This is a genomic window from Komagataeibacter sp. NFXK3, from assembly GCF_054182245.1.
Genome location: NZ_JAPIVJ010000001.1, coordinates 250,123 through 268,384 on the forward strand (window position 1 = coordinate 250,123; position 18,262 = coordinate 268,384).

Genomic DNA, 18,262 nt, shown 5'->3' on the forward strand with positions numbered 1-18,262 from the left:
CCCGGCCATGAACGGCGTCAATACAGCCCGCCCATGCCAATGTCACCCCCGGAAGGCGGGGCGGGGGCAGGCACGGCCGCATGCCCGGCCGATGTCGTGCCATCAGGCTGGGCGGTGGGGCTGACGGGCATCGTGGCCATGTCGTTCTCGGAATCGGGCATGTTCTCGGCCCCCGTATCCGCCGCCGTCAGCGCCATGCCCGAGCCTGCGCCCAGATCCACGCTCTCACCGGGGACCTGGCCGGGCTTGAACGCATCGATTGCGACTCCCATGCCGGTATCGTAGCGTGCGAGCTGCACGCCATCAGGCACGCGGAAGTCAAGGCGCGGGCGGGTGGCGAGCGCCACCTTCATCACCTGGTTCCAGATCGGGCCCGCGATCACGCCGCCGGTCTCGTTCTTGCCCAGCGACTGCGGCGTGTCGAACCCGATCCACACCACCGTGACCAGATCGGGCGAGAAGCCCGCGAACCACGCATCATTGAAGTCCTGGCTGGTGCCGGTCTTGCCCGCGATGGGCCGGTCGATGCCCGCACCCGCGCGCACGCCCGTGCCCCGGCGCACCACGTCCTGCATCATGGCCACGATCTGGGCAGCACTGGTGGCGGAGACGACCTGCGGGCGGGTATCAGCCACCTGCGGGCCGGTGGCCGGCGTGCCGCCGGGCTGCCACGCAACGCCCTCGGGCCGCCAGACCACATTGCCGTTGCGGTCCTTGATGTCATCGATCAGGGAAGGCGTGACCAGCCTGCCGCCATTGGCGATGGTGGCGTAGGCTCCGGCCTCCTTCATCACGGTGGTCTCGACCGCGCCAAGCGCCGCGGGCAGCACCAGCGGCATGGAATGCACGAGGCCAAGGTTCTGCGCGAGGCTGGCCACCGGCTTCATGCCGATCTGGGCGGCAAGGCGGATGGTGACGAGGTTGCGCGATTCGCGCAGCGCGTCATGCAGGGTGGTGGGGCCCCAGAAATCCTTCTCGTAGTTGTTGGGGTGCCACTCGCCATAGCTTACGGGGGAGTCATCGAATTTCTGCGAAGGCGAGATCCCCTGCTCCATCGCCGCCAGATAGACGAACGGCTTGAACGACGACCCCGGCTGGCGTGCCGCCTGGATGGCGCGGTTGAACTGCGATTCGCGGAACGACCAGCCCCCCACCATGGCCAGCACGCGCCCGGTGCGCACATCGATGGTGGCAAGAGCGCTCTCCACGCGCGGCACCTGGCGGATGGCCACGCCGCCGCCATCGGCCTGGGGCTCGACCAGCACCACGTCGCCGGTCTGCACGCCCTTGCCGGTGCGCATCCACGCCATGTCACGCGCCAGCATCACACCGGTATGGGGCATGACGGGATCGCGCCCCTCGAGCCAGCCCACCCGGCCCGTGGTGGCCGACAGCACTACGGCCACCCGCCACTGCTCCAGCATGGCGGCGGGTGCCGTGACATGCGCCAGCGCATTGGCCCAGTCGCCCGCCACGTCAGCAGCCCCGACATGCGCGAATGCGCCCCGCCAGCCGCCATGGGCGCGGTCATAGCGCAGCAGCCCCTCGCGCAATGCGCCGGTGGCGACCTGCTGCAGGTGCGAATCCAGCGAGGTATGGACCGAAAGCCCGCCCTCCATGGTGGTGCCGATGCCGTAGCGCTCGATCAGTTCGCGGCGCACCTCCTCGGCAAACCATTCCGAGCCGGGCACGGGGCCGGGACGGGTGAAGTTGGCGGGCACGAGGGGCTCAAGCTGGGCTGCGCGCGCCTCCTCGGGCGTGATCACCCTGAGGTCGGCCATGCGGTCGAGCACCCAGTTGCGCCGGTTGGTCGCCGCCTGCACGTAGCGGTGCGGGTTGTAGTTGGTGGGTGACTTGGGCAGCGCGCCAAGGAAGGCGGCCTCGGCATTGTCAAGCTGGTCGAGCGGCTTGTTGAAATAGGTCTGGGCGGCGGCGCCGATGCCGTACGCGCCCTCGCCCAGATAGATCTCGTTGAGGTAGATTTCGAGGATCTGCTCCTTGCTCAGCGTCTGCTCCAGCCGCATGGCCAGCAGCGCTTCCTTGATCTTGCGGTCGATGGAAACGGCATTCGACCCCAGCAGCATGATGCGCGCGACCTGCTGCGTGATGGTCGAGGCCCCGATGGGGCGGTGCTTGGTGCCGTGCATCATCATGTCGGTCACGCCAGCGCGCAGGATGGCGAGCGGGTCCACGCCGCCATGGCTGAAGAATTTCTGGTCCTCGGCGGCGAGGAAGGCGCTGCGCACGCGCTCGGGTATGGCGCTGTAGGGCACGAAGATGCGCCGCTCGGCGGCAAGCTCGGCCATGACCTGGTCATCACCGGAATACAGGCGGCTCATGACGGGGGGCTGGTAGGTGCGCAGGCCATCGACGGTGGGCAGGCCCTCGCTCAGGCGCTCGTATTCGTACCAGCCAACGATGCCTGCGCCGCCGCTGCCCAGCAGCAGCACCGCCAGCGTGGTGCCCGCCAGCCAGCGCACCATGCGGTAGCGCGGGCGGCGCGGGCCACCCCCACCGGGGCGGGAGGGTCCATCCATCCGGCCATCGCGGCCTGATCCGTCAGCAAGCGTCATCCGGTGTCCAATAAGGAGAGAAAGGGGCCATCATATGTCGTAAGGCCCCTGTCTAGCATTGTCCCGCGCTGCCGTCGCCCCCGATCCGCCCCGGCTCGCTCAGCCCGCGTTACGGCGGGCCCATTCAGCCCGGCCATCATTGTCAAGCTGGCGGAATTCCTCGTCGCTGAGTTCAATCGCGGCGGCGGCCGCGTTATCGGCCACATGCTCGGGGCTGGACGTGCCGGGAATGGGCAGCATGACCGGCGCGCGGCGCAAAAGCCACGCCAGCGCGATCTGGCCGGGCTGCACGCCCTTCTCCCCCGCAAGGCGCGTGAGCACGGTATCGCCCTTGGTCAGCCCGCCCGCCGCAAGCGGCGCCCACGGGATGAAGCCGATATTCTCGCGCGTGCAGTAGTCCAGCACATCCTCCGAATAGCGGTTGACGAGGTTGAAGCGGTTCTGCACCGTCGCGACCGGGAAATACAGCCGCGCGCGCTCGATCATCTCCACCGTCACTTCCGACAGGCCCACATGGCGGATCAGCCCCTGCGCACGCATGGCGGCAATGGCTTCGAACTGCTGCTCGGGCGTGCAGTCGGCGCCCACGCGGTGCAGTTGCCACAGGTCGATGCGCTTAATACCCAGCCTGCGCAGGCTCATCAGCACGCACTGGCGCAGGTAATCGGGGTTGCCCACCGGCTTCCATATATCCGGCCCGTGGCGCGTATGGCCGCCCTTGGTAGCAATGAGCATGCCCTCATAGGGGTGCAGCGCCTCGCGGATGAGGTTTTCGCTCACCTCCGGGCCATAGGCATCGGCGGTATCGACAAGATTGATGCCCAGTTCGGGCAGGCGTTTGAGCGTGGCGAGCGCTTTCGCCCGGTCGGCAGGCTCGCCCCATATGCCCGGGCCCGTAATGCGCATGGCCCCGAAGCCGAGCCTTGTCACCTCGATATCGCCCCCGATCATGAAGGACCCGGACTGGCGTGCATCAGGCGTGAACATGGCTTTCTCCCTGCTTGATGGGCACGCCCGCGCCAGTATGGCGGGCGTGCGGTTGCTGCCTGCCCACCATAAGGGCGCGTGGCGGGCACGGTTGCATGAAGATGCGGCAGTTCAGCCCAGCAGGCGGCCGATCACGCGCGCGGTGTAGTCCACGACCGGGATGATACGGCCATAATTGATGCGGGTAGGGCCGATCACGCCAATCGCGCCCACGATGCGGTTGGTGTCGGTGCGCGCGGGTGCGACCACCACCGACATGCCCGCCATGCCGAACAGCCCGCTTTCCGCCCCGATGAAGATGCGCACCCCCTCCGACTCACGCGCAAGGTCGAGCAGGCGCAGCATGGTCTCCTGCGTTTCCAGCCGCTCGAACAGCATCTGGATGGTGGTCAGGCGCTCGATCTCGGTCACATCGGCCAGAAGCCGGCCCTGCCCGCGGATGAACAGCGTGCCGCCGCGCTCCTCGGCATCGCTCCATGTGGCAAGGCCGCTGGCCACAACGCCTGCCGTCAGGTGGTCGAGTTCGTTGCGGTTGGCGGTCATGTCGGTGCTGACCGTCTCGCGCAGGCGGTCGAGCGTCTGGCCCGACAGGTGGGCGTTGAGGTAATTGCCCGCCTCCACCAGCGCCGAGGGCGGCAGGCCGGGGGGTGTCTCGATCACGCGGTTTTCCACCTGCCCATCCGCGCTGACCAGAATGACCAGCGCGCGCCCCGGGCCAAGGGCCACGAATTCGATGTGCTTGATGGTGGAGGAATCGCTCTTGGGCGCCATGACCAGCCCCGCCGCCGAAGACAGGCCCGAGAGCATGGATGACGCCTGCGCCAGCATGTCCTCGAGCGAGCGGCCCTTGACATCGAGCGTGCCCGCGATGCTTTCACGCTCCTCCTCGCTCAGGCTGCCAAACTGCAGCAGGCCATCGACAAACAGCCGCACACCCTTCTCGGTGGGCAGCCGGCCGGCCGAGGCATGGGGCGAGAACAGCAGCCCCGCATCGGTCAGGTCCGCCATCACGTTGCGAATCGTGGCGGGCGAGAGCGAGAGCGGCAGGCGCTGCGACAGGGTGCGCGAGCCCATCGGCTCGCCCGTTTCCACATACTGTTCCACGATCTCGCGCAGGATCGCGGCGGAACGCGCATCAAGCCCGGACAGCAGGGCCGGCTGCGATACCGGTGATCGGGTTTCCATCGCCATGCCTCCTTTGCACGCAGTCATCCGCAAGCCCCCATCATAGCAGATCCCGCACGCCCGTGCCCACGCGGGACTGGAAATAGAAGCGGATTGCGCGCTATGCCGCCCCCTCACCTTGCGGAGTTGCCCCATGCGCCCATCCGGCCGCGCCCCCGACGCGCTGCGTCCCGTCTTCATCCAGACCGGCTTTGCCCGTCATGCGGAAGGCTCCGCCCTGATCCGCATGGGTGGCACCGAGGTGCTGTGCGCCGCCAGCATCGAGCCGCGCGTGCCCTCCTTCCTGCGTGGCAAGGGACAGGGCTGGGTCACGGCGGAATACGGCATGCTGCCGCGCGCCACCCATAACCGCGGCCCGCGCGAGGCCGCGCGCGGCAAGCAGAGCGGCCGCACGCTCGAAATCCAGCGCCTGATCGCCCGCGCGCTGCGCGCCGTGGTGGACCTCAAGGCGCTTGGCGAGATCTCGATCACGGTAGATTGCGATGTGCTCAACGCTGATGGCGGCACGCGGTGCGCGGCCATTACCGGCGCATGGGTCGCGCTGCGCCTCGCGCTGGAAAAGCTGGTGCGTGAGGGCACGCTGCCTGCCGTGCCACTCAAGGGGCAGGTCGCGGCCATATCCTGCGGGCTGACCGCGGCGGGCGCCGTGCTTGACCTTGACTACAATGAAGACAGCAATGCCAGCGCGGACGCCAACTTTGTCCTGACCGCTGATGGCGGCATTGTGGAAATTCAGGGCACGGCGGAAAAGGATCCCTTTACCGAGGCGCAGTTCAACACGCTCATGCGCCTGGCCCGCACGGGCACCGCCGAACTGTTCCATATCCAGACCGTAACCGTGAACGAGGCGCTCGCATCATGACCACCCCCCACCTCAAGCGTGGCGACACGCTGGTGCTTGCCACGCATAACAGGGGCAAGATTGCCGAATTTGCGGCCCTGCTGGGCGGCTACGGCATCCGCGTCGTGTCCGCGGGCGACCTGTCGCTGCCCGAACCGGACGAGACGGCGGACAGCTTTGCTGGCAATGCCGCCATCAAGGCCCTGGCCGCCGCCAGGGCTGCCAACCTGCCTGCGCTGGCCGATGATTCCGGCTTCTGTGTCGCGGCCCTTGGTGGCGCGCCCGGCATCTTCTCGGCCCGCTGGGCTGGCCCCGCCAAGGACTACCCCGACGCCATGCGCCGCATCCATGAGCAGATGGGCGACAACCCCGACCGGAGCGCGTGGTTCATTTCCGTGCTGTGCCTGGCCTGGCCCGATGGCCGCACCGAAACCTTCGAGGGCCGGATTGATGGCCACGTCATCTGGCCGCCACATGGCACCAACGGCCATGGCTATGACCCGCTTTTCGCCCCCGGCACCGGCACGCGCAGCTTTGCCGACATGACGGACGCCGAAAAGAACGCCATCAGCCACCGTGGCCTGGCCTTCGCGCTGTTTAGCGAAGCCTGCCTACCGAAGGCAGCGGAATAAAAGTTTTTGGGTGCCGCCTTTTTTCAAAAAGGCGGCGTTCTTTTCAAAGCTTTTTGAAAAAAGCTTCACCAAAAACGTCTTTATTGAAAAAGGCCGGTCCCATGCGGGCACCGGCCTTTTTTCGTGATCCGATCAGGCTTAGCGCCCGGTCATGATCCGCTCGAGAAGCTGCGCCACGGTGGGCACAAAGCCGTTGGCATAGAACGGGTCGGTGGCAAACCGCCACGCGTTGGTGCCGCCAAACATGAGGTTGTGGTCAATCACCTCGGCCTGGTCCGGCCCGTGGGCGTGCGCCGCATCCTGAAGGGTTTTCTGGATGCAGTAGGAACGCGGGTCTGCCTTGTGCCCGTTGGAATAGGCAGGCGGCTTCTGCGACCAGTTGGAAAAGCGGCACTCCGACAGGCAGCCCATGCAGGCGCCCTGGTCGGTCAGGATTTCACGCGCGCGTTCGGGCGAGACGAACACCAGCGTGTTGTCCGGCGTGCGCATGGCCTCGGTGTGGCCTTCTTCCATCCACAGATGGGCGCGCTGCCCATCGGCGGGGGTGACGAACACCTGCCGCCCGCGCGCGCCAATGGCAAGCGCCATGGTGTGCTCGCCCAGTGCCTCGGGCGAGAACGGGATCTGCCGCTCCGAGCGCCCGCGCAACTCGCGCAGGAAGCTGTTATTGACGGCGGAGGAATAGAAACCCGTGGGCGAGAAGCGGTTGAGGAACACATCCCCCTTCTTCAGCGTCAGCAGGCGGTCTTTCCATGCCTGCGGAATCGGGCTTTCCTGTGTAAGCAGCGGGCGGGTGCCGAACTGGAACACGATCGGCCCGAGTTCGGGGTTGTCGATCCAGTCCTGCCATTCCTCCAGCCACCACACGCCACCGGCCATGATGATGGGGGTATCATTCAGCCCGAAGGCGCGCATCTGCTGGCGCAGCGCCAGCACGCGGGGGAACGGGTCTTCCGGCGCCAGCGGGTTCTCGGTATTGGACAGGCCATTATGCCCGCCCGCCCGCCACGGGTCTTCATACACCACCGCGCCGAGCAGTTCGGCGGTCTTGTGATACGACCGCCGCCACAGGGCGTTGAACGCGCGGGCGGATGAGACGATGGGGTAGTAATGAATGCCGAATTTCGCCGCGATGTCCGACAGGCGGTACGGCATGCCCGCGCCGCAGGTCAGGCCCTGGATCAGGCCCGGCGCCCCTTCGAGCACGCCATTGATGACCCGTTCCGCCCCGCCCATTTCCCACAGGATATTGGCGTGGATACGGCCCCTGCCACCGGCAATCTCGTGCGCGATGCGGGCCTGGGCGATGCCGCCGCGAATGGCGTAGTCAACAAGTTCCTCATGGCGCTCGCGCCGGGTCTTGCCGTGATAGACCTGCGGCACGATGTTGCCGTCCGCATCATAGGAATCGGCGTTCACGATCGAGACCGTGCCCGCCCCCCCGGCTGCCGCCCAGTGCCCGGCGGAAATGCCGGTCGAGATCGAGACGCCCTTCCCCCCCTCGACCAGGGGCAGAATATCCGTCCCGCCCATACGGATCGCATTGATCGGCTTCATCACCATTCCATCGTCATGTGTCTACCCGGCCACAAGGGCGCCCGGCAGGCGCGCCTTGATGGCCGGGGTGTCTATAGGCCGGAACCGCGCGCTTAGCGTGCGGCGGGAGCACGGCCGGGCTTGGCGCCCACGGTCTCGGTGATGTCGGCGCCGGTTTCCTGATCAACCACGCGCATGGACAGCTTCACCTTGCCGCGGTCATCAAAGCCCAGAACCTTCACCTTCACCTCGTCGCCCTGCTTGACCACGTCCGTCGTCTTGGAAACGCGGCCCTGTCCCAGCTCGGAGATGTGCACCAGACCATCACGCGGGCCGAGGAAGTTGACGAACGCCCCGAAATCGGCGGTCTTGACCACCTTGCCGTTGTAGATGTGGCCCACTTCAGGTTCAGCCACGATGCCACGGATCCGCTCGATGGCCTTGGCGGCCTGATCATCGGAGGAGGCGGCGATCATGATCGTGCCGTCATCGTTGATATCGATCTTCGCACCCGAATATTCAACGATCTCACGAATGACTTTACCGCCCTGGCCGATCACATCACGGATCTTTTCCTTCGGCACGGAGATCGTGGTGATCTTCGGCGCGGAGGAGGAGACATCCGTGCGGCCTTCGGTCAGCGCCTTGGCCATCTCGCCCAGGATGTGCATGCGGCCATTGCGCGCCTGGCCCAGCGCGATCTTCATGATCTCGGGGGTGATGGACGTGATCTTGATGTCCATCTGCAGCGCGGTCACACCCTGCTCGGTGCCCGCCACCTTGAAGTCCATGTCGCCAAGGTGGTCTTCATCACCAAGGATGTCGGACAGAACCGCGAAGTCGTCATCTTCCTTGATCAGGCCCATGGCGATACCGGCCACGGGGCGCTTGAGCGGCACGCCCGCATCCATCAGCGCCAGCGATGTGCCGCACACCGTTGCCATGGAGGACGAACCGTTGCTTTCCGTGATCTCGGACACAACGCGCATGGTGTACGGGAAGGTGTCCTTGCCCGGCAGCAGCGGGTGGATGGCGCGCCATGCCAGCTTGCCATGACCGATTTCACGGCGGCCCGGCGAGCCCATGCGCCCGCACTCACCCACCGAGAACGGGGGGAAGTTGTAGTGCAGCATGAAGTTGTTGCGGTACTCGCCTTCCAGCGCGTCCACGATCTGCTCGTCCTGGCCGGTGCCGAGGGTGGCGACAACCAGCGCCTGCGTCTCGCCACGGGTGAACAGGGCGGAGCCATGCGCGCGCGGCAGGATGCCAACCTCGGACACGATCGGACGGATCGTCTCGAGGTCACGGCCATCGATGCGGTAGCCGGTGTCGAGCACCTCGGTGCGCACCACATCGGCCTCGAGGTCCTTGATCATCGGCTTGGCGGCGTCGGCCTCGGCCTCGCCGATCTTGGCGAGGATCGCCTCACGGGCGGCGGCGACCTTCTTGTAGCGCACCTGCTTGGCGCGTTCCTTGTAAGCCTCGGCGATCAGGGCGCGACCGGCCTTGTCCACCTTCTTGCGCAGCTTGATTTCCTCTGCCGTCGGCTCGGCCAGGTCCCACGGGGCCTTGGCGGCATCTTCGGCGAGGTCGATGATCAGGTCGATCACCGGCTGGAAGGCTTCGTGGCCGAACGTCACGGCGCCGAGCATCACGTCCTCGGACAGCTCGACCGCCTCGGACTCGACCATCAGCACGCCTTCGGCAGTGCCGGCCACGACCAGGTCAAGCGCGCTGTCCTTGAGCTGCGAGATGGTCGGGTTCAGCACGTATTTGCCATCGGAATAGCCGACGCGGGCCGCGCCCACCGGACCGAAGAACGGAATGCCCGACAGCGTCAGCGCCGCCGAGCAGCCGATCAGCGCCACGACGGCGGGATCATTTTCCATGTCGTGGCTGAGCACGGTGGCCACGACCTGAACTTCATTGCGGAAGTTCTCGGGGAAGAGCGGGCGCAGCGGGCGGTCGATCAGGCGCGAGTTCAGCACCTCGGCCTCGCTCGGGCGGCCTTCACGCTTGAAGAAGCCACCGGGGATCTTGCCAGCCGCGTAGGCCTTTTCCTGATAGTTGACCGTAAGCGGGAAGAAGTCCTGCCCCGGCTTGACGCTTTTGGCGCCAACGGCCGTGCACAGCACCACCGTGTCGCCATAGGTTACGACCACCGCGCCATCGGCCTGACGGGCGACCTTGCCCGTTTCCAGCACCAGCGGGCGACCGCCCCATTCCATTTCCTTGCGAAAATAATTGAACATCCAGACAAACCCTGTCCGTTGACTGCCGCAATGCAGGCGGGCCGGACATTGGAACGTATGATGGCAGCGCCTCGGACGGCATGGAGCGATGGCGGCACATACCGCCAGAACACCATGTGGCCTGAAACGCTGCGATCCGGTCCGGACATCTCCGCCGTGGCGTCGGCAGCGTGTTGGCGGCGCCCGTCAGGGGCGCCTGAAAAAATGCGGCCCTGCGGGGCATGGCCATGCCTGTGCACGCGCCATGCCCGCATGGGCCACGCGGGAGGCGGGCATTATGCCCGCCCTCCCGCGCGGTCGCAAATCAGCGACGCAGGCCGAGGCGCTTGATCAGCGTTTCGTAACGGGCCACGTCCTTGCGCTTGACATAGTCAAGCAGGCGGCGGCGGCGGCCAACCAGCATCAGCAGGCCACGGCGGGAATGGAAATCCTTCGCGTGGGTCTTGAGATGGTCGGTCAGGTTCACGATCCGCTCGGTCAGCAGGGCGACCTGCACTTCCGGCGAGCCGGTATCGGTAGCGGCGTTGCGGTATTCACCAATAAGCGCCGTGCGGCGTTCGGCAGTAATCGACATCATTCTCTCCATTGATCATTCGGTTCACAGCATGCGCACTGATCGCAGCACGCCGCCCTCGGGGCGGCACAGCCCGACCACGCGCGCCCCATCCATCGCACGCACGACCCCGCTGCGGGGGTCGGTGTGCGCGGGCATCCGGCCTGCCAGCCGGTCCAGGTCGATCACCTGGCCAAATGACAGGGCATCCGCTTCCTCACGGGTCAGGGCCAGCGCCGGGATGTCGGCCAGCGCGGTCGCGACCGGAAGCAGCAGATCCGGTGGGGCAGGCGCGTTGTCGGCGCTTGCGACAATTTTGTCCAGCGGAATCGCATGGGATTCATCAAATGGCCCCACGTTCAGCCGCCGCAGCGCCGCCACATGCCCCACCGTGCCGCAGGCCAGCGCAATGTCACGCGCGAGGGCGCGCATGTACACCCCCTTGCCCGATTCCACCTCGAACACTGCCGTATCGGCATCAGGCCGGGCAATCAGCTCGAAGCGGTCGATGCGCGCGGGCCGTGGTACGAGTTCGGGGGCATTGCCCGCGCGCGCCATGTCATAAGAGCGCTGGCCGCCCACCTTGAGTGCAGAGAACACCGGGGGCACCTGCATGATCTCGCCGCGGAAGGCGGCAAGGGCAGCCTCGAACGCGGCATTGTCGGGCCGCACGTCCGATGTGGCGGTAACCGCACCCTCGGCATCATCACTATCGCGCGCCTCGCCGATGCGCAGGGTGAAGTGGTAGCGCTTGGTGCCATCCATGATGTAGGGCACCGTCTTGGTGGCCTTGCCGAAGGCTATGGGGAGCAGGCCGGTGGCCAGCGGGTCGAGCGTGCCGCCATGCCCGGCCTTGGCGGCATCGAACAGGTAGCGCGCGCGGCCAACCACCTGCGTGGAGGTCATGCCCAGGGGCTTGTCGATGATCAGCCAGCCGTCAAGCGGGCGGCCACGTCTGCGTCGCATTGCACGGCACCTTGCAGGGAATGGGAGTGCCGTGCGTTTAGACGAGGCACGCATGCACTTCAATGCCCCATTGAGCCACGGGGGCTGGCCGCCTGCGCCACACATGTTAAAAGGTTAGGGCGGGCACATGCCTGCCATCCCCCCAGCCTGCTTGGCCAACGGGGCATGGAGTGCCATCTTGCAGCAAACGGATGCATGGATAACCGTGTGCCACAGTATTTTCATTCCGCGTCTAGGGAGTCCTGAACACCATGGCTGAACGGCAGACCACGGTCGGTGCATTTGTGTTGGGTGGAGCCCTGCTTGGTGTGACGGCCATAGCGTTGTTCGGACAGTTTCATCCCTTTTCGCCCACCAACCGCGCCGTGGTCGTTTTTGACAGCCCCATCAACGGGCTGGGCGTGGGCGCGCCGGTCACGTTCGATGGCGTGCAGGTGGGCCATGTGGACCACATCGCCGTTCAGTTCGACCCCCAGACCCATCAGGCCTATATTCCGGTCACGGTGGAACTCGAGGCCAATGGCGCGCGCATGGCAGGCTCGCACGGTCGCGCGCTCGATGCCAACGAACTGCCAAAGCTGATTGAAAACGGGCTGCGCGCGGAGCTGCACATGCAGAGCTTCGTGACCGGGCAGGAAGAGATCGACCTGACCTTCGACCCCGGCATCCCCGCCCACCTGCATCCCGGCCTGAGCTCGCTGATCGAGATCCCGACCCGCGAATCGGAAATGCAGAAGCTGACCGATGCCCTGACGGCCCTGCCGCTCAAGAACATCGCCAACAATGCCGACGCCATGCTGGTCAGCATCCGCACCCTGGCCGACAAGCTGGACAAGGACCTGCCGCCGCTGGTGGATAGCGTGCGCGACACATCCGACCATACGCGCGTGACCGTTGACACCGCGACCGATACCATCCGCGACCTCGACAAGCGCCTGGACACCACGTTGGCCTCCATCGACCATCTGGCCGATACCGGCACCGCCCAGCTTGATGCGCGTGGCGGCGAACTGCACACGCTGCTGGTCAACTCCAACGATACGGTAACCGAGGCCCGCGGCGCTCTGGCCGGGCTGCATGACATTACCGCCCCGAGTTCGGCTGACCGCTCCAATATCGATTCGTCACTGCGTGACCTTGCCGCCGCCGCCGCCGCCCTGCGCGGGTTCGCGACCGACGTGGAGCGCAACCCCCAGCTCCTGCTCATGGGACGGCGCAACTGACCGGGCGTTTCACCCGCCCGCATTGTGAAAAAGGCCGGTCAGGGTATTGCCCCAACCGGCCTTTTCCATGAACTGACTTTTCAGGAATAAATATTTCTGGATGCCGTCTTTTTTTACAAAGGCGGCATTTTTTGAAGCTTTCCGTACGCGCTTCACCAAGAACTTTTATTCTGTTCCCTCATCACCCTCAAGGTCGCGCTGCACTTCAGGCTGGCGCAGCATGGTATCGACTTCCATGGCGTAATCGAGCGCCGTATCGGGCTGGAAGTGCAGGTCCGGCACGCCGCGCAGCCTGAGCGCATGCGACAGGCGGGTGCGCAGGAACGGCGTCACGCGCTTGAGCGCGGGCAGCAGTTCCGCCACATCGCTCCGACCTAGGCGGGCTACGAAAACCGTGGCATGCTTGAGATCGGGCGAGATACGCACTTCGGTGACCGTAATGCGCACATCAGCCAGATCCGGGTCACGGAATTCGGTGCGGGCAAATATCTCCGCCAGCACGCGACGGACTTCTTCCGCCACGCGCAGCTGGCGCTGCGAGGGACCAGACGCGGAATGGCCGGCAAGTTTCCCTGCCGGCCCGCTCTCGCTCATCCCTTTTCTGGATGAATTACGGCTCATGCCGGGACGAGTTCCATTTCATAACACTCGACCACGTCACCCTCGCGCAGGTCATTATACCCGGCAAAGGACAGGCCGCATTCGTAACCGCGCGCCACTTCCTTCACGTCATCCTTGAAGCGCTTGAGCTGGCTCAGATCGCCTTCATGGATCACGACGTTGTCACGCAGCAGGCGCACGCCACAGCCACGCTTGACCACGCCTTCGGTCACGTAGCAACCGGCAACCTTGCCAACCTTGGTAATTTCGAAAACCTTGCGGATCTCGGCATAACCCAGGAACTTCTCACGATGCTTGGGCGCGATCTTGCCACGCACCAGCTGCTCCACGTCATCTGCCACCTGGTAGATGATCGAGTAGTAGCGGATGTCAACGCCTTCGCGCTGTGCAAGCTCACGGGCCTGTGCAGTCGCGCGGACATTGAACGCGATGATGATCGCGCCCGATGCCTTGGCAAGCTGCACATCGCTTTCCGTAATCTGGCCCACGGTCGCGTTGAGCACGCGGATCTTGACTTCCTCATGCTCAAGCTTCTGCACGGTGGCTTCAAGCGCCTCCGCCGAACCCTGGACATCGGCCTTGATCAGAACCGCGACTTCCTTCTGCGCGCCTGCCTGGATGCGGGCGAGCATCTGGTCGAGCGTGCCGCGTGCGGCAGTCTGGCCAGCGGCCATGCGCTCCTTGATCACGCGCTGGCGGAACTCGGAGATTTCGCGGGCGCGATTCTCGTTTTCCACCACCACGAACGGCTCGCCTGCGCCCGGAACCCCGGTAATGCCCAGGATTTCCACCGGCATGGACGGACCCGCCTCGCCAAGCTGGCGGTTGCGGTCGTCGATCATGGCGCGCACGCGGCCCCATTCGGCCCCGGCCACCACGATGTCGGTGCGGCGCAGCGTGCCCTTCTGGACCAGCACGGTCGCAACCGGGCCACGCCCACGGTCAAGGCGGCTTTCAATCACCGAGCCCTCGGCCACCCGGTCGGGATTGGCCTTGAGGTCAAGGATTTCGGCCTGCAGCAGGATCGCTTCCTCAAGCTTGTCGAGACCCGTGCGCTTGAGCGCCGAGACTTCGACATCCTGCGTATCGCCACCCATGCTTTCCACCACGATCTCGTGGTTCAGCAGTTCCTGGCGCACGCGGTCGGGGTTCGCACCCGGCTTGTCGCACTTGTTGATGGCCACGATGATCGGGGCATCAGCCGCCTTGGCATGCTTGATGGCTTCGATCGTCTGCGGCATCACGCCATCATCGGCCGCCACTACCAGAATGACCACGTCGGTCACCGAGGCGCCACGGGCACGCATGGCGGTAAACGCCTCATGGCCCGGCGTATCGATGAAGGTGATCCTGGCACCCGAGGCCAGCGTGACCTGATACGCGCCGATATGCTGCGTAATGCCACCGGCTTCGCCATTGGCGACATCGGTCGTGCGCAGCGCATCAAGCAGCGAGGTCTTGCCGTGATCGACATGACCCATCACGGTCACGACCGGCGGACGGGGCATGAGGTCTTCTTCGCTGTCCTCGATGCCCTCGATGCCGATCTCGACATCGCTGTCGGAAACACGGCGCACGCGATGGCCGAATTCCTGCACGATCAGTTCCGCCGTGTCCGCGTCGAGCGACTGGGTCACGGTGGCCATCACGCCCATCTTCATCAGCGCCTTGATGACCTCGCCCTGGCGGGCGGCCATGCGGTTGGCGAGTTCCTGCACCGTAATGCTCTCGGGCAGAACAACATCGCGCACCACGCGCACCTGGTCGGAGCGCAGGCGCTCAAGCTCGGCCTGACGGCGCTCACGCTCACGCTGGCGGCGGACCGAGGCGAGCGAGCGGGTCTTGTCGTCATCCCCTTCGATCGCGGCCTGCACGTCAATGCGGCCTGCGCGACGGCTGTCGTTGTTCTTCTTGGCGCCGCCCGAGGGGCGGCGGTTCGGCACGGCATTGCCGGGGCGACGGCTGGGGCGACGTTCTTCCTCGCCGCCATCCGCACGGCCCGTGCGCAGGCGCAGCGTCTCGCCAGCACCGCCTGCGGGGCGTGCCGTAGTAGCCGCACCACCACCAGCGGGCCGCGACGGCCGCAGCGGCTGGGCGGGCATGATCGCGCGCTCGGCCAGCGGGCGCAGGCGCTGCATGGGCGGCGCCAGCGTCACTTCACCCGGAATGGGCACGGACGAGACAACCGGACCTGCCGGATCTGTCGAGTCGGGTGCCGCGGGAGCCGGTGCGCTGCTGGCTTCCTGCTTGCGGGCTTCCTCGACCGCGGCTGCGGCATCTGCCTTGGCGCGTGCCTCTTCTTCAGCACGGCGGGCATTTTCCTCTTCAGCGCGGCGGGCTTCCTCCGCGGCGGAGAGGATCGTGATCTTCTCCTGCTCGCGGGCCTCTTTCTCACGCTGGATGGCGGCGCGACGCTGCTCATCGAGCACGCGCTGGCGTGTCGCCAGTTCCGCTGCCGTCAGCGCGCGACCGCCCCGACCACCGGCGCGACCGCCAGCCGGCCCCGATCCGTTACCTGCGGCCCCGGCCCCGCGCTTCTTGCGCACCTCGACCTGAACCACCTTTGAACGACCATGGCTGAAGCTCTGTCGCACGGAACCGGCATCCACCGTCCGTCCGACCTCCCTGCGGCCCGCCGGCCGCAGAGACAAGCGTCCCTTACCCTGATCCTGATCGTTGCCTTCGCTCATGTACCCGCCTGTTCACACCGTCCGGCGGAACGATCCGCCGAATTCGGGCCAATCCTGCCGGACAGACCCGCAAAACGTTCACTCTCGATACGGAAACGGCGCGCCAGTTCACCATGCAGAATCGCTGCATGAACAACATGGTCGCGGCCAAATGCCGCACCCAGACCCGATGCCGTAGGAACAGCCACAACCGGCAGTTCCCGTGCACCAGACAAAACTCTCTTCCTCTCGTCGGGGCTGCCATCGGCGGCCTGTATGACCAGACCGGCACGACCGCCCACAACCCACTCACGCACCTTGGCGAAACCACAGACAATCTGCCCGGCCCGCCGTGCCAGCCCCGCGACATCCATCATGCGCCGCAGCAGCCCATCTCGCACAAGATGGGTCAGGTCAGGGGGAATAACAACCCTTCCCCTCGCCGCGCGGGCAAATACGCCGCGTGTGCGTGCTGTTTCTAGCACATCCGCGCGTGCGCTCAACCAAATTCCCCGTCCGGGCAGCCGTGCGGCCAGATCAGGGATCACGACTCCATCGGGGGAAATGACAAACCGGATCATTTCCTCCTTGGGGAGCCGGAGCCGGGTCACGGCGCAACGGCGCAGCGGCCCGCGCTCTTCAGGCTCCATGCCGTCCGGCCCCTGCACGTTCAGGTCGGTTTGCTCAGACGTCGGACGTCTCCTCTTGCGCGGGCTTCGCCTCATCATCATCGAACCAGTGGGCGCGCGCCGCCATGATGATCTCGTTGGCCGCGTCCTCGTCAATGGCATCGCTGCCCAGGATCTCGACGAGTTCGTCACCGGCCAGATCGGCTAGGTCATCCAGCGTCTTCACGCCCTTTTCACCCAGCGTCACCAGCATCTGGTTGGTGAACACGCCCAGCACGGCGATATCATCGCTCACGCCCAGCGTGCGGCGCTTGGTGTCGAGTTCCTCTTCCTGGCCGGCCAGATAGCCTTCGGCGCGGCGGACCAGTTCGCTGGCCACGTCCTCGTCAAAGCCTTCGATGTTGGCCAGTTCCTCGGGGTCGGCAAAAGCCAGTTCCTCGATGGAATGGAAGCCTTCGGTCACCAGCAGGCCCGCGATCACGTCATCCACGTCCAGCGCTTCAACAAACAGGTTGCTGCGGCGGCGGAATTCTTCCTGGCGGCGCTCCGATTCCTCGGCCTCGGTCAGGATGTCGATGTCCCAGCGCGTAAGCTGGCTGGCAAGGCGCACGTTCTGGCCGCGGCGGCCAATGGCCAAGCTGAGCTGGTCATCGGGCACAACAACCTCGACGCGACCCGCTTCCTCATCCATCACCACCTTGCTGACTTCAGCCGGCGCAAGCGCGTTGACCACGAAGGTCGCGGCCTGCGGGCTCCAGGGAATGATATCGATCTTCTCGCCCTGGAGTTCCTTGACCACTTCCTGCACGCGGCGGCCACGCACGCCCACGCAGGCACCGACCGGATCGATCGAGGCATCACGCGAGATGACGGCCATCTTGGCACGCGAACCGGGGTCACGCGCCACGGCCTTGATCTCGATGATGCCATCATAGATCTCGGGCACTTCCTGCGCGAACAGCTTGGCGAGGAACGCCGGATGCGTGCGCGAAAGAAAGATCTGCGGGCCACGCGGCTCGTCGCGCACGTCATAGATATAGGCGCGCACGCGGTCGGAGTTGCGGAAGCTTTCACGCGGGATCAGCTCGTCACGGCGCAGCAGGGCCTCGGCATCGCCGATCTCGACGAGCAGGTTGCCATATTCCGTGCGCTTGACGGTGCCGTTGACGATCTCGCCCACGCGGTCCTTGAAGTCATTGAACTGGCGGCGGCGCTCATACTCACGCACGCGCTGGACAATGACCTGCTTGGCCGTCTGCGCCGCGATGCGCCCGAAATCGATGGGCGGCAGCGGGTCGATCAGGTATTCGCCAAGCTGGATCTCGGGCTTGAACTTGCGCGCGATGTAGAGCGGGATCTGGGTTTCCTCGTTCTCCACCGCCTCGACCGCCTCGGTCCAGCGCGACAGGCGCACATCGCCGGTGCGGCGGTCGATGGTGGCGCGGATATCCTTTTCATGACCGTATTTCGCGCGGCCGGCCTTCTGGATGGCCTGCTCCATCGCTTCGAGCACTTCCTCGCGGTCAATCGACTTTTCCCGCGCTACGGCATCGGCCACCAGCAGCAGTTCGGGACGGGCAACGGACGTATCCATC

15 protein-coding genes are annotated in these 18,262 nt (G+C 65.7%); 3 read left to right on the forward strand and 12 right to left on the reverse strand.

The genetic code is table 11. From position 1 onward, the window contains the following. Positions 1-17: 17 nt before the first annotated feature. From OQZ28_RS01235 to hrcA, 3 genes are all read right to left on the reverse strand, one after another. Positions 18-2,573 carry a penicillin-binding protein 1A gene (locus tag OQZ28_RS01235; RefSeq protein WP_458134920.1) on the reverse strand — a complete coding sequence of 852 codons (2,556 nt, stop codon included), beginning with the start codon at positions 2,571-2,573 and terminating at the stop codon, positions 18-20. 99 nt (positions 2,574-2,672) lie between these two features. Beyond that, on the reverse strand, positions 2,673-3,560 hold the full coding sequence (locus tag OQZ28_RS01240; RefSeq protein WP_130732141.1) for an aldo/keto reductase: 888 nt from the start codon (positions 3,558-3,560) through the stop codon (positions 2,673-2,675). Positions 3,561-3,671: 111 nt separating this feature from the next. Then, positions 3,672-4,751, reverse strand: coding sequence for a heat-inducible transcriptional repressor HrcA (hrcA, locus tag OQZ28_RS01245; RefSeq protein ID WP_061274403.1), 1,080 nt, complete (start codon positions 4,749-4,751; stop codon positions 3,672-3,674). Positions 4,752-4,878: 127 nt separating this feature from the next. On the opposite strand from hrcA, the gene rph reads away from it, so the two are divergent. Continuing rightward, the gene (gene rph, locus OQZ28_RS01250) at positions 4,879-5,607 is read left to right on the forward strand and encodes a ribonuclease PH (protein ID WP_458134921.1); all 729 of its coding nucleotides are present in this window, start codon (positions 4,879-4,881) and stop codon (positions 5,605-5,607) included. After that, positions 5,604-6,218 carry an RdgB/HAM1 family non-canonical purine NTP pyrophosphatase gene (gene rdgB / locus OQZ28_RS01255; protein WP_458134922.1) on the forward strand — a complete coding sequence of 205 codons (615 nt, stop codon included), beginning with the start codon at positions 5,604-5,606 and terminating at the stop codon, positions 6,216-6,218. The genes rph and rdgB overlap by 4 nt, the downstream gene beginning before the upstream one ends. A gap of 138 nt (positions 6,219-6,356) precedes the next feature. On the opposite strand, the gene OQZ28_RS01260 is transcribed toward rdgB, so the two are convergent. The 4 genes from OQZ28_RS01260 to truB form a co-directional block, all read right to left on the reverse strand. Continuing rightward, complete coding sequence (locus OQZ28_RS01260) at positions 6,357-7,775, reverse strand: NAD(P)H-dependent flavin oxidoreductase (protein WP_130732144.1); 1,419 nt, start codon at positions 7,773-7,775, stop codon at positions 6,357-6,359. A gap of 92 nt (positions 7,776-7,867) precedes the next feature. Then, positions 7,868-10,006: a polyribonucleotide nucleotidyltransferase gene (gene pnp / locus OQZ28_RS01265; RefSeq protein ID WP_458134923.1), complete on the reverse strand. Its 2,139-nt coding sequence runs from the start codon at positions 10,004-10,006 to the stop codon at positions 7,868-7,870. Positions 10,007-10,310: 304 nt separating this feature from the next. Beyond that, a complete protein-coding gene (gene rpsO, locus OQZ28_RS01270; protein WP_061274462.1) occupies positions 10,311-10,580 on the reverse strand; it encodes a 30S ribosomal protein S15 in 270 nt (89 codons plus the stop codon). A 24-nt stretch (positions 10,581-10,604) separates the two neighbouring features. After that, the gene (truB, locus tag OQZ28_RS01275) at positions 10,605-11,525 is read right to left on the reverse strand and encodes a tRNA pseudouridine(55) synthase TruB (RefSeq protein WP_458134924.1); all 921 of its coding nucleotides are present in this window, start codon (positions 11,523-11,525) and stop codon (positions 10,605-10,607) included. Positions 11,526-11,776: 251 nt separating this feature from the next. Between truB and OQZ28_RS01280 the strand changes: the two genes are divergently transcribed. Then, the gene (locus tag OQZ28_RS01280; RefSeq protein ID WP_458134925.1) at positions 11,777-12,748 is read left to right on the forward strand and encodes an MlaD family protein; all 972 of its coding nucleotides are present in this window, start codon (positions 11,777-11,779) and stop codon (positions 12,746-12,748) included. A 9-nt stretch (positions 12,749-12,757) separates the two neighbouring features. Here OQZ28_RS01280 and OQZ28_RS01285 read toward each other — a convergent pair whose 3' ends face one another. From OQZ28_RS01285 to nusA, 5 genes are read right to left on the reverse strand one after another with little or no spacing between them, the layout of a single operon-like run. Beyond that, the gene (locus tag OQZ28_RS01285; RefSeq protein ID WP_458134926.1) at positions 12,758-12,907 is read right to left on the reverse strand and encodes a hypothetical protein; all 150 of its coding nucleotides are present in this window, start codon (positions 12,905-12,907) and stop codon (positions 12,758-12,760) included. 6 nt (positions 12,908-12,913) lie between these two features. Continuing rightward, a complete protein-coding gene (gene rbfA / locus OQZ28_RS01290) occupies positions 12,914-13,369 on the reverse strand; it encodes a 30S ribosome-binding factor RbfA (protein ID WP_408884468.1) in 456 nt (151 codons plus the stop codon). After that, on the reverse strand, positions 13,366-16,059 hold the full coding sequence (infB, locus tag OQZ28_RS01295) for a translation initiation factor IF-2 (RefSeq protein WP_130732150.1): 2,694 nt from the start codon (positions 16,057-16,059) through the stop codon (positions 13,366-13,368). The genes rbfA and infB overlap by 4 nt, the downstream gene beginning before the upstream one ends. Then, positions 16,056-16,688: an RNA-binding protein gene (locus OQZ28_RS01300; RefSeq protein ID WP_458134927.1), complete on the reverse strand. Its 633-nt coding sequence runs from the start codon at positions 16,686-16,688 to the stop codon at positions 16,056-16,058. The genes infB and OQZ28_RS01300 overlap by 4 nt, the downstream gene beginning before the upstream one ends. Before the next feature lie 34 nt (positions 16,689-16,722). Further along, the gene (nusA, locus tag OQZ28_RS01305) at positions 16,723-18,261 is read right to left on the reverse strand and encodes a transcription termination factor NusA (protein ID WP_130732154.1); all 1,539 of its coding nucleotides are present in this window, start codon (positions 18,259-18,261) and stop codon (positions 16,723-16,725) included. Position 18,262 lies beyond the last annotated feature (1 nt).

What these genes read in the sequence shown, in the direction of transcription:
- OQZ28_RS01235 (WP_458134920.1), bottom strand. Translation starts at nt 2,573, where the DNA reads ATGACGCTTGCTGACGGATCAGGCCGCGATGGCCGGATGGATGGACCC.
- OQZ28_RS01240 (WP_130732141.1), bottom strand. Translation starts at nt 3,560, where the DNA reads ATGTTCACGCCTGATGCACGCCAGTCCGGGTCCTTCATGATCGGGGGC.
- hrcA (WP_061274403.1), bottom strand. Translation starts at nt 4,751, where the DNA reads ATGGCGATGGAAACCCGATCACCGGTATCGCAGCCGGCCCTGCTGTCC.
- rph (WP_458134921.1), top strand. Translation starts at nt 4,879, where the DNA reads ATGCGCCCATCCGGCCGCGCCCCCGACGCGCTGCGTCCCGTCTTCATC.
- rdgB (WP_458134922.1), top strand. Translation starts at nt 5,604, where the DNA reads ATGACCACCCCCCACCTCAAGCGTGGCGACACGCTGGTGCTTGCCACG.
- OQZ28_RS01260 (WP_130732144.1), bottom strand. Translation starts at nt 7,775, where the DNA reads ATGAAGCCGATCAATGCGATCCGTATGGGCGGGACGGATATTCTGCCC.
- pnp (WP_458134923.1), bottom strand. Translation starts at nt 10,006, where the DNA reads ATGTTCAATTATTTTCGCAAGGAAATGGAATGGGGCGGTCGCCCGCTG.
- rpsO (WP_061274462.1), bottom strand. Translation starts at nt 10,580, where the DNA reads ATGTCGATTACTGCCGAACGCCGCACGGCGCTTATTGGTGAATACCGC.
- truB (WP_458134924.1), bottom strand. Translation starts at nt 11,525, where the DNA reads ATGCGACGCAGACGTGGCCGCCCGCTTGACGGCTGGCTGATCATCGAC.
- OQZ28_RS01280 (WP_458134925.1), top strand. Translation starts at nt 11,777, where the DNA reads ATGGCTGAACGGCAGACCACGGTCGGTGCATTTGTGTTGGGTGGAGCC.
- rbfA (WP_408884468.1), bottom strand. Translation starts at nt 13,369, where the DNA reads ATGAGCCGTAATTCATCCAGAAAAGGGATGAGCGAGAGCGGGCCGGCA.
- infB (WP_130732150.1), bottom strand. Translation starts at nt 16,059, where the DNA reads ATGAGCGAAGGCAACGATCAGGATCAGGGTAAGGGACGCTTGTCTCTG.
- OQZ28_RS01300 (WP_458134927.1), bottom strand. Translation starts at nt 16,688, where the DNA reads ATGGAGCCTGAAGAGCGCGGGCCGCTGCGCCGTTGCGCCGTGACCCGG.
- nusA (WP_130732154.1), bottom strand. Translation starts at nt 18,261, where the DNA reads ATGGATACGTCCGTTGCCCGTCCCGAACTGCTGCTGGTGGCCGATGCC.